Source organism: Ruegeria sp. CRTD044 (assembly GCF_059613485.1).
Genome location: NZ_JBXWSP010000018.1, coordinates 1 through 9,523, shown reverse-complemented (window position 1 = coordinate 9,523; position 9,523 = coordinate 1). Strand labels below are relative to the sequence as shown.

Annotated in this window: 11 protein-coding genes; 7 read left to right on the top strand and 4 right to left on the bottom strand. The window is 52.4% G+C overall.

Going from position 1 to position 9,523, the window contains the following annotated elements:
• Positions 1-129: 129 nt before the first annotated feature.
• Both AC2FNL_RS16235 and AC2FNL_RS16230 read right to left on the bottom strand, forming a co-directional pair.
• A complete protein-coding gene (locus tag AC2FNL_RS16235; RefSeq protein WP_496834315.1) occupies positions 130-435 on the bottom strand; it encodes a hypothetical protein in 306 nt (101 codons plus the stop codon).
• Positions 436-502: 67 nt separating this feature from the next.
• The gene (locus AC2FNL_RS16230) at positions 503-2,143 is read right to left on the bottom strand and encodes a sulfatase-like hydrolase/transferase (protein WP_496834313.1); all 1,641 of its coding nucleotides are present in this window, start codon (positions 2,141-2,143) and stop codon (positions 503-505) included.
• A gap of 382 nt (positions 2,144-2,525) precedes the next feature.
• Between AC2FNL_RS16230 and AC2FNL_RS16225 the strand changes: the two genes are divergently transcribed.
• From AC2FNL_RS16225 to AC2FNL_RS16210, 4 genes are all read left to right on the top strand, one after another.
• Positions 2,526-3,884 carry a tetratricopeptide repeat protein gene (locus AC2FNL_RS16225; protein WP_496834312.1) on the top strand — a complete coding sequence of 453 codons (1,359 nt, stop codon included), beginning with the start codon at positions 2,526-2,528 and terminating at the stop codon, positions 3,882-3,884.
• Between the two features lie 1,494 nt (positions 3,885-5,378).
• Positions 5,379-5,516, top strand: a complete 138-nt coding sequence (locus AC2FNL_RS16220) for a hypothetical protein (protein ID WP_170337404.1) — start codon at positions 5,379-5,381, stop codon at positions 5,514-5,516.
• Positions 5,516-6,205, top strand: coding sequence for a hypothetical protein (locus AC2FNL_RS16215; RefSeq protein WP_170343548.1), 690 nt, complete (start codon positions 5,516-5,518; stop codon positions 6,203-6,205). Before AC2FNL_RS16220 ends, AC2FNL_RS16215 begins: the two co-directional genes overlap by 1 nt.
• 75 nt (positions 6,206-6,280) lie before the next feature.
• Positions 6,281-6,529 (top strand): ParB N-terminal domain-containing protein, encoded by a 249-nt coding sequence (locus AC2FNL_RS16210; RefSeq protein ID WP_039524390.1) that lies wholly within the window; start codon positions 6,281-6,283, stop codon positions 6,527-6,529.
• On the opposite strand, the gene AC2FNL_RS16205 is transcribed toward AC2FNL_RS16210, so the two are convergent.
• Both AC2FNL_RS16205 and AC2FNL_RS16200 read right to left on the bottom strand, forming a co-directional pair.
• The gene (locus AC2FNL_RS16205) at positions 6,521-7,534 is read right to left on the bottom strand and encodes a fatty acid desaturase (protein ID WP_496834311.1); all 1,014 of its coding nucleotides are present in this window, start codon (positions 7,532-7,534) and stop codon (positions 6,521-6,523) included. The two genes, AC2FNL_RS16210 and AC2FNL_RS16205, sit on opposite strands and share 9 nt — an antisense overlap.
• Before the next feature lie 71 nt (positions 7,535-7,605).
• The gene (locus tag AC2FNL_RS16200) at positions 7,606-7,812 is read right to left on the bottom strand and encodes a cold-shock protein (RefSeq protein WP_171634728.1); all 207 of its coding nucleotides are present in this window, start codon (positions 7,810-7,812) and stop codon (positions 7,606-7,608) included.
• A 136-nt stretch (positions 7,813-7,948) separates the two neighbouring features.
• Between AC2FNL_RS16200 and AC2FNL_RS16195 the strand changes: the two genes are divergently transcribed.
• The 3 genes from AC2FNL_RS16195 to AC2FNL_RS16185 all read left to right on the top strand — a co-directional run bounded on the left by AC2FNL_RS16195 (position 7,949) and on the right by AC2FNL_RS16185 (position 9,407).
• Complete coding sequence (locus AC2FNL_RS16195) at positions 7,949-8,353, top strand: tyrosine-type recombinase/integrase (protein ID WP_496834309.1); 405 nt, start codon at positions 7,949-7,951, stop codon at positions 8,351-8,353.
• A gap of 220 nt (positions 8,354-8,573) precedes the next feature.
• The gene (locus AC2FNL_RS16190; RefSeq protein ID WP_496834308.1) at positions 8,574-9,098 is read left to right on the top strand and encodes a recombinase family protein; all 525 of its coding nucleotides are present in this window, start codon (positions 8,574-8,576) and stop codon (positions 9,096-9,098) included.
• A 6-nt stretch (positions 9,099-9,104) separates the two neighbouring features.
• Entirely contained in the window at positions 9,105-9,407 is a 303-nt protein-coding gene (locus AC2FNL_RS16185; protein ID WP_496834316.1) for a recombinase family protein, read from the top strand.
• The last annotated feature ends 116 nt before the right edge of the window (positions 9,408-9,523 follow it).

The window sequence follows — 9,523 nt, the reverse complement described above, 5'->3', positions numbered from 1 at the left end:
GCTTGTGTCTCTTCGTTGCCATTCTGATCCTCCGTTTTCCTAAACATAACGGCGGACCACTTCATTGGGGGAGGATCCACTCCAAACCAAGTGCGGATTTTTTTTGCTCCAGGTGTCAGTCAAGGGTTTCTATGAGGGAAAGTAGATCAGCTTGAAGCTGGTCTTTTCGAACCCGTTGAACCTTTTGCCAGTCGCATTCGTTGAATTGTAGTGGAGCTCGTATTTTAGTTTTAGATCAGGGCGCAGCATGTATGCACCATCGACAAAGGCATCCTGAAGGTCTGTACCCCCTCCCAAATCAAAATACTGATATCGAATGTCGGTGTTGTTCACCACAGCCAATGGAATTGACGCGTTTTCCTCAGCTTCGGCTGCATAGCCCACCACGAGCAGCGCAGAGATCAGGGGAACAAAACACAGGAAGATGCGTGGCATCATATGCCTGAGAGAAATTGAATGGTCTGGTTAGACGGCGACGGGTTTGCGCCGCCGTCTACATTCATCATTGCCAACTGGAGAAGACTTCTCGGGTCAGTTCGCTTTCAGGACGAAGGTTCTCGATCCCCTCATACGGAACGCCCTTTCCCAGTGGCAGATGCGGGTGCTTTGCTATAGTTTTCTGATGGCGCTTCACCATGTCTTGGAAAGATGCACCGGACCATAGTGAGTACCCGACAAGCGGATGTTCTTCACGTGGGTCTCGATAGACATTGAAAACGGGGGCCGCAGCGCCGGGCTGGCCGGGGGCCGGCAAATGCATCTTGAACTCTTGCTTCACAACTGAGCGCAAAACAGGCCCTTCGTACACGTAGACGCAGTCACGGCGCGAATTGCCTTCTCCCTCAAGCAACAATGCCGTCTGGTCGATGCCATCAATCACACGGTCCCGTGGAATACGGTCAGTCGCACCTGCTATACGGGCGAAGGTGGTGAACAGGTCAGATACGTGCACGATGTCACCTGCCGCGCTGCCCGCCTCAATGGCGCCGGGCCAGCGGATAAATGCATCGGTTCGCACTCCGCCTTCAAGGTGCTGTGTCTTTCCGCCGCGATATATCAGCTGGTTCAGGCCGGATGTACCTTCGTAGTGGTACATCAAACCATTGTCGGCCATGATCATGACGACGGTATTGTCTGCCTTGCCGGTTTCATCCAGTTTGGCCAGAACGTCGCCGATCCAACCGTCCAAAACTTGCAATTTGTCTGCATGAAAACCACCATTGCGAGATACGGCCTGCTCAGGATAAACAAAGTTCAGCGGATAGAGTGGCCAGTATTGCATAAAGAATGGCTCGTCCTGCGAAGCCAGCCGCTCTAGCTGCTCCAATGCTTGACGCTGATAGCGCAAGTTCATTTCCTCGTATTTCGCTTGGGTCCATTCTTCGCCCGGTGCCATGTCGACTTCACGAGCAAGGCCGCCAGCTTCCCCTTCAACGCCAGTTACCAGACCATAGGGCTTGAATCGCTCATCCAACTGGAACTGGTTGGACTGACCGGATGAATGGAAACCAAGCATGTTGTTGGCAACCATAGCATCCCGTGTCATCAGGCTGAGCTGAACCTGCTGATGCAAGGGGAATGCGGCCCAATCAAACCCTTGGTTGTGCGGATAGGCCTGCTCAATATCACCTTGATGCCATTTCCCAACGTGCACAGTGTTGTAACCTTTTTCCTTCAGTATCTCGGCAATGGTAACTTCTTCGGCCGCAAGGCCTTCGCCAACCAACGCAACTTTGACCTCTTCGACGCCTGCACGCACCGGGTGGCGACCGGTCAACATCGCCGTTCGGGTCGGTGTGCAAGATGGCTCAGTGTACATTCTCATCAAAGACATGCCTTCCGTGGCAAAGTCATTGATGTTGGGCGTATCGAAACCGGTGACGTAGTTCATCGTCCGGTTGCCCATTTGACCGAAACTCACATCGTCAATCAGAATGTAGAGGATGTTGGGTGGTTGCCCTTCATTCGCGTCACGGATCTCGGCAAGCTTAACTTCTATCTCCGCATCCTGAGCATCCCATTGCTCTGCGAACTGCGCGCGGAGAAACTCGAACTCGCCGTCGTGTATGATGGGCGCTTCTTGAGCATAGCTCGCACCGGCCATCAGCACTAACGCCGAGGCTTGTTTCAAAATAAATCTCATCGGTATCCCTTCCCTACTGTGAGCTACATCTTTCCTGCCCGGAGCAGTGACCGGGCAATTTCATCCCGAAGACCATCCAAAGACTCGCGTATGTCGCAGGCAATCGGGAACGACTGACTCCCCGGCTCAGTGTTCACGGAGAGGTACTCGTCACTGAGAAGCTGATAGTCTTGGCAGATTTCATCGAAAACGGTGTCCGCCCGCCTTAGGTCCGCAATCGCGGCCTGATGGTTGGGAAACAGACTATCAACGGCGTCACTCTTCACTTGTATGTCGCATTCGATGGATCAGCATAATTTCGATTAGAAAAACGAATTCACTTCTCACAATAGGTTTATCGGGGCATAATACGGTGTAATGAGGGGCGTTTCTTTCTGAAAAAATGGAATTATCTGAAAGCGCATCAGTAATCGCGAACGAACGTGAAGTGCCTGCCGCCAAAGATGTGCGGGCTGCACTTCAGCGGCTTATGAGGTCCTCAACCTTCGAGGGGTCACAGCGACTACAGGACTTTCTTGCGTATGTGGTCGAGGAGTCTCTCAATGGAAGGGCCGATGAAATTCGCGCCAAGACGATTGCAATGGATGTCTATGGCGGATCAATGTCCGAGATGGCGCGCCGTGAAAATGTGGTGCGAGTGGACGCTGGGCGCCTGCGCCGCAAGCTTGCCGAATATTACGCTGCAGATGGGCACGAGGAAAAAACGGTGTTTGAACTGCCAAAGGGTGGTTACGCACCTCGGATTACGAGGAGCGGCTCCGAAACGGCTCACCCCCACTTCTCCGAGCTGGAAGCCAGTGCTCGTGCATTGGCACGGCCAGCTGTTAGGATTGTCGGGATCACAATTCTAGGCTGTTGTGCGATTGCTTTTTGGGTGAGCTCGACAAAGCAGGATGTTCCAACTGACTTATCGGTCGATGGGCTGAGCCGTGATGAGCGCAGCGCCATTTTTGATGTATCCCCAATGCGTCTTCAGGCTGTAAATCTGGCCCATACTGGTCGGGACCTGATCTTTCCGGCCTTGGAACCTGCGCGTCTTGACGCGGCCTTAACCATATTCCAGGGAGCAATCGAAAACGACGACAGCTATTTCGGCGGCCATGCAGGCGCTGCACAAGTCGCCGCCACAATTGCAGTGCTGACATCCGACGTCGACCTAGCTCAGCACATGTTGAACTACGCGGACACTCAGGCCAACAGGGCCATCGAATTGGCTCCGGAAGCGGGGTGGAGCCAAGCCGCAATGGCTTGGGTCAAATTTGCCAAGGGAAACTGGCTTGAAGCCATAGAATTTGCGCAAAGAGCACGGCGTTTGGCACCACACGATGTACATGTTTTGGAGTTCGTGTCGCTGGTCCTGCTCTATTCCGGTTCGTTTGAACAAGTCGTAGAAATTAGCGAGGACGCACTCTCAAAAATCGAGCTAGAGCAGGGTTATGTTTTTCAGAACGCGATGGGGTCAGCAAAGTTCCATATGAAGGACTATGAAGGCGCTGTGTCAGCCTTTGAAAGCGTAGCTGAAAAAGGCGGCCCTGTGGGATCAGTAACCGTTGCTTACCTTATTGCGTCACATCAGATGTTGGGGAATAAGGCGGAAGCTCAAACTCTATCTGAGCAACTGTCACGCGAGTGGCCTGACAGTCGCGTGGATGCGCTCTTTGAGGAGCTATTTGTAGATTCGAAATACGGCAAAGACCTCAGTTACGCCATGAGACAAGCCAATTGGAAACCACCAAGTTAGGAGTTTGAATTCAAATTTCGGCCAATAGTGTTTCTCACAATGTCATTGAGACCGAAGCTCAGCGACTGTACCATGCCCGCTTCATGTGCATTGCTGTAATTTGAGCATCGCGCGGCATGCGGCACTTTTGTCGCTGCACTGCTCCTGATGACGTCTGGCCAATCATCTATAGACACCTGGAAACCTTGATCACGTACAGCACTTTCGCGGCGCTCAGGCCCGATAAGGGCGACGCGAGACAAAGTTGGTATTCGCTGTTGGTCCAGTCCGAAATCTCTACAACGTCAGACCGGTGCCAGTTAATTTCTTTCGGAGGCTTGTTTGGCAACTTGGTCACCTGCAGTTTCAAATACTACCAGCCCTAGCGGCGCTGCCACGGCGACGAAGGAAAGTTCCTTGACTCTATCGCTGCCACGAACCACAAAAGTGTATTGGTGAAAGTATCTCGTCGCCGCGATGCTGCCGGTTACGATAAACCAATGGCCTTCAGACTAACTGTAGCATGTGCCCCAGCATAGGAACGGGTTTCGCTGGGGTCTTCGCTATGAGCTCGTTCCTCGCAAGCATTTGCAACTGTCACCGGACATGCACCTGTCATCGCGTGACCAAGGAAAGAAGGCGCCGCATGAACAGCACTTGGCACATGAATTGCGTGTTTGATGCCCGATAGATCAGGTCTCTGGCTCCGTTTGGATCAGTCACTCATTGGGTTTACGCGCTACATACTTTGTTTGATCTCGACACTTTTGGTGTCGCTCTCAGGAACGCAGCTTGCTGCCCAAGTCGCAGGCAATGCCAGTGCATCGGTTTGTGACGAAGGTTTCGAAAACAGAAACGGATCCTGCCAAAGTCCAGACGTACCCCAAAACGCATATTTAACGGGTAGCTCCTATGGCCGCGGGTGGGAATGCAATCACGGTTTTCAGAATATCGGAGAACTCTGTGAGAAAATAAGAGTTCCTGAAAATGCCTACCTGGCATCAACCGGGGATCAGTGGACGTGCAATCGGCTGTTCCAGCGTGCCGGAGAAGAGTGTGAAGAAGTGATTTCGCCCCAAAATGGGTACGTCGAAACTCGGTTTGGCGTGCAGGAAATACACTGCAACTGGGGATTTCGTAAAGAGAACCAGAATTGTGTTGCAATAGATGTCCCAAAAAACGGTCGTCTGAGCGACAAAAGAAGCTCGGATGGATGGGTGTGCCTCAGAGGTTACAGGGCGGCGGAGAGCAGCTGTGAACCAGTGGCAATTCCACAGGATGCATATCTCGCCCCTGAGACTTTTTCCGGATGGAAATGCGAACGTGGTTTTCACGCAAACCGGAACAGGTGCGATAAGATTCAAGTTCCTTCCAACGCTCATTTGAACCGAAGAGGTGACGGTTGGGAATGTAATCGTCCATTCACAAGACAGAACGATACGTGCACGGAAAATGTGCCATAACAATGCGTTGGTGGAAACCTATGCCGCATGAGAAATTAGGAAGGACAAAGCCGTGAACAATGACTCGATTGATGAAAACCTGGGCAAGAGCATCAAGGCTGAAAAGGCGCGTCGCCGGTCCAATGGGATAAAGATATCTATTGCATCGGCGGTGTTTGTCGCAGCGATAGTTGTAGTGGTGTTTCTCTGATGCGCAAAAATACCCCTCAAATTACCCTTTCCGGTTCAAAGATGTCAGCTCGAGGTCTGGAACAACGAGCATTTCAGGACCGCAGTGTTCGTAAGTCGCGGAACGCTGACGTATCAGGAGTGATTGAGGAAGAGTTTGGAAAGTACTTGATCAAGGCCGGCGTTCTGAGCGGCGATAGTGTTGCACGGGCATTTCCCAAACCGCCGGCAAAAACGCAGACAATGATTGCCGATGCAGTTGGAGAAACACCAGCATTGGCTATAGAAGCCTTGAAAGAAATTCTCGAAGAACGAGACAGGAAGCGTAGCGGTCAACGCCGTTTGGAGGGAAACTCCGGAACCCTCGTTCCCAGTGAAAGAGAATATGCCGAGGCATTGCGCCAGATCAGGCTCACCCCTGCGCAGGTCAGGTTGCTGAAAGCACTTACAATCGCGGGTAAGGACGGTCTGACCATTGGTAACTTGTCTCAGGCGGCCGGTTACAAATCGCGCGAAGCCTCTATCAAGGTCTTCAAGAAAATCGGGCTATTGATTGCGGAATATCTGGAGCTGGATCTTCCCGAAGCCGGATCGGCACAGAATGATGGAGCCGCACAGGTTCTGGCATTTTCTCACATCGAAAGTGACGACGAGCCCGCAACTTGGATTATGCATCAGGAACTGCGCGACGCTGTTCGTTCGGTTCTATGACGCACGTTCCAGCCCCCCGCTTTTGAAGTGAGCTCTAAATCGGAACAAATGTACGAAAGGTTGGTCACGTAGCTTATGTTGGAGAAACGACCATATCCGCTCGACCTGATTTATGTACCTGTGAAACGGGCAAAAACGCTTGATCAACAAAAAGTTCTGACGCTGGCCGAAGATATTTTGAAAAACGGCCAGAAGACCCCGATCCAGATACGCTCGGACAACAAGAGATTCGTGCTGATTGAAGGCCTTCACCGGTTAGAGGCCATTCGTGCCTTGGGCGGTGATACAGTCGAAGCCTATCTGGTACGCGCCAGGCTACACTAAATGCCTATTGGAATTGGCGTTCGACAAAGCCTCGGAAAATGTCAGCAGGCGCTGGCTTTTTTCGTCCCAAAGATGCAATCGTGCACAGTGAAGGCTCTCATATAGAGTAATACGTTGGCAATTTTCCAACTCGGAATGGTCCCGCAAAACTTCGTTTAGCCGATAAAACGGTATGCGGCTGGCAAGGTGGTGAACATGGTGCACGCCAATATTTGCAGAGAACCAAAGCAGGATGCCTGGTAAGGCATAATGAGAACTTCCATAGAATGCGGCGTCCTGAAGGTTCCACTCTTCTTCCCGTTCCCATGTCGTGTGTTCAAACTGGTGTTGAATATAGAAAAGCCAAATACCAATCGAGGCGGCGATGATCATGGTCGGCAGGAATACATAAACCAGCACATCCAGGCCTCCGGTCCAAAAAATCAGGGCCAGGACCACCGCAATCGCGGCGTTTGTTCCCATTGCGCTTGCCCAATACAGCCAGCCTGACCGCATGAAACCAAAGGGTAAGCGATTTTGCAGAAAGAACGTGTAGACAGGCACGATACAGAACAGGAAGAAGGGGTTCCGGATTAACCTGTAAGCGGCACGCCCGACCCACTTTCGCTTCAGATATTCCTCTACAGTTAACGTAGGGATATCGCCCATCCCGCGCCGATCAAGGTTGCCGGTTGAGGCGTGGTGAATCGCGTGGCTTTGCCGCCAGACGTCATAAGGTGTGAGGGCGAGAACACCCAAGACCCGACCTGTCCAATTGCAAACGGTACGGTTTTTAAAAAATGATCCGTGACCACAATCATGCATGATGATGAAGAGACGCACCAGAAATGCAGCGTTAAGGATTGCCAGTGGAATAGCGACCCAGACACCAAGGGAAAGCGCAAACCACGCTGCGCCCCATAGCGCGAAAAAAGGGATAACAGTAATTGTCAGTTCAAAAACACTACGCTTCGTATCGGGTACGCGGTATTGAACGAGCGCCCGGGTCAATTCCTGCTGTTGCACTGACTTGTTCTCCAACGGCTCTTGCGAACCCTCTGAGCAACCGGGCACCCCAGAAGGATGCCCGTAGCAGGCTATGCGAGTGCCAGGTTGGAAGCGCTGTCGCGTCCGTCACGGCCAGCTTCGACGTCGAAGGTAACCTTCTGGCCGTCCTTCAATTCGCTAATGCCGGAACGCTCAAGTGCGGAAATATGCACGAACACGTCGCGCTTCCCATCTTCAGGCTCGATAAAGCCAAAACCTTTGGTTGAGTTGAACCATTTGACTGTGCCATTTGCCAAGGTGGAAGTCTCCTAATGCTTGTCGCCCGCATCATTGCGGCGACTCGGCGTGGTCGGTCTGAATCGAGAGACTGAACGCCGAATTGAGGAGACAGCAGGTCGAAAAAGAAAAACGTAAGCCGTGTGTATATGGACTTTGGGTACGCACGATACAAGCCCTGATGCTTTCGAAGTTCATCTTTCGGCTGAGGAAACCAAAGACAAAAAAGAGCGCTGGTTTCCTCTACCCATATTACTGGTGCAACCGATGGTGTCTTATCTGGGGATCTATCGTCCGATCCTGGTTGGACCCAAGACATCCAATGCGCTGTGGATCAGCCAATATGGAGACCCGATTATCGCCAATGGCCTGTCTCGTGAGCTGCCTAAAGCGGCAAAACGCTTGCTGGGCGTTAAGTTGCGCACACACAATTTTCGGCACATTGCGGCGACCAGCATCGCAGAGACAGACCCGGAACATGTCAACATCATCCGGGATATCCTCGGACATGCCACGCTGGACATGTCTCAGAAGCATTACAATCGTGCCATCGGACTATAAGCCTGTGACGACTACCAATCTCTCCTGCAGGCAAAGATGAAGACCTTGGGTCGCAAACGGCAAGTTATCGCACCCAAAAGCCGCTCGTCGGTTCGGCCAAATACCTATGACCGAAGCATCTTTCATTGCAACGGGTTGCAATCGAAAGTACAAAACACGGCCCAATCCATGCCTATAATGGGTTGGGCCAGCCAGCTCCTAAGGCCGAACGGCCCGACCCATGCGCACCGCTATCCACGCCGGCTACTCCACCGATCTTCAAAGTGACGCCTCCGTTGAGGACCAGCATCGGCTGTGCCTGCGCTTGATCAATAGCAATGGTTGGCAGGAGGCCCAGACCTTTTCCGACCGAGGACTGAGCGGAGCATCTCATCTTCGCTCTGGCTATCAACGGCTTTTGGAAGACGCCCGGCTTGATAATTTCGAAGTCGTCGTAGCCGAAGGTCTCGACCGCTTAAGCCGGGATCAGGAACATATCGCGGCCTTTTTCACACAGATGCGGTTTCAGGGCATCCCGATTGTAACCGTGGCAGAGGGGGAAATTTCTGAACTGCATATCGGTCTCAAAGGCACTATGAGCAGCCTGGTCCTGAAAGACCTGGCTCAAAAGACCCATCGCGACCTTGAAGGACGTGTGCGTAAAGGTAAATCAACCGGTGGTATCACATACGGCTACGACATTGCGCTAGATATGGACGCAGACGGGTCTATCACCACAGGGGAACGGCGGATCAATGAAAGCTAAGCCCAGATCGTTCAACGTATCTTTCAGGACTACAGCCATGGGCAAAGCCCACGTAACATCGCTGCTCAACCGAACAATGAGGGCATTCACGGCACCCTTGGCACATGGGGATCATCGACGATCTACGGCAACTACCAGCGTGGCACCGGCATCTTGAACAACGAACTCTATATCGGGCGGTTGATTTGGAACCGGCAGCGTCTCGTCAAAGACCCAAACACCGGCAAACGACAGGCGCAACTGAACCCGCCCGAAGACTGGGCAATAGAAGACGTGCCCGATCTACGGATCATGTCCGATGAACTGTAGAACGTCGTGAAGGGGCGACACGAAGAAACGCGCAGCGCCGCAATCGGCCTATCGGGCGGATCGGCTGCCGATAGCGACAGATCATCAGGGTCTACTTTCACCCATCGGCTTGTGAT

What these genes read in the sequence shown, in the direction of transcription:
- AC2FNL_RS16225 (WP_496834312.1), top strand. Translation starts at nt 2,526, where the DNA reads ATGGAATTATCTGAAAGCGCATCAGTAATCGCGAACGAACGTGAAGTG.
- AC2FNL_RS16190 (WP_496834308.1), top strand. Translation starts at nt 8,574, where the DNA reads ATGCGCACCGCTATCCACGCCGGCTACTCCACCGATCTTCAAAGTGAC.
- AC2FNL_RS16210 (WP_039524390.1), top strand. Translation starts at nt 6,281, where the DNA reads ATGTTGGAGAAACGACCATATCCGCTCGACCTGATTTATGTACCTGTG.
- AC2FNL_RS16230 (WP_496834313.1), bottom strand. Translation starts at nt 2,143, where the DNA reads ATGAGATTTATTTTGAAACAAGCCTCGGCGTTAGTGCTGATGGCCGGT.
- AC2FNL_RS16235 (WP_496834315.1), bottom strand. Translation starts at nt 435, where the DNA reads ATGCCACGCATCTTCCTGTGTTTTGTTCCCCTGATCTCTGCGCTGCTC.
- AC2FNL_RS16215 (WP_170343548.1), top strand. Translation starts at nt 5,516, where the DNA reads ATGCGCAAAAATACCCCTCAAATTACCCTTTCCGGTTCAAAGATGTCA.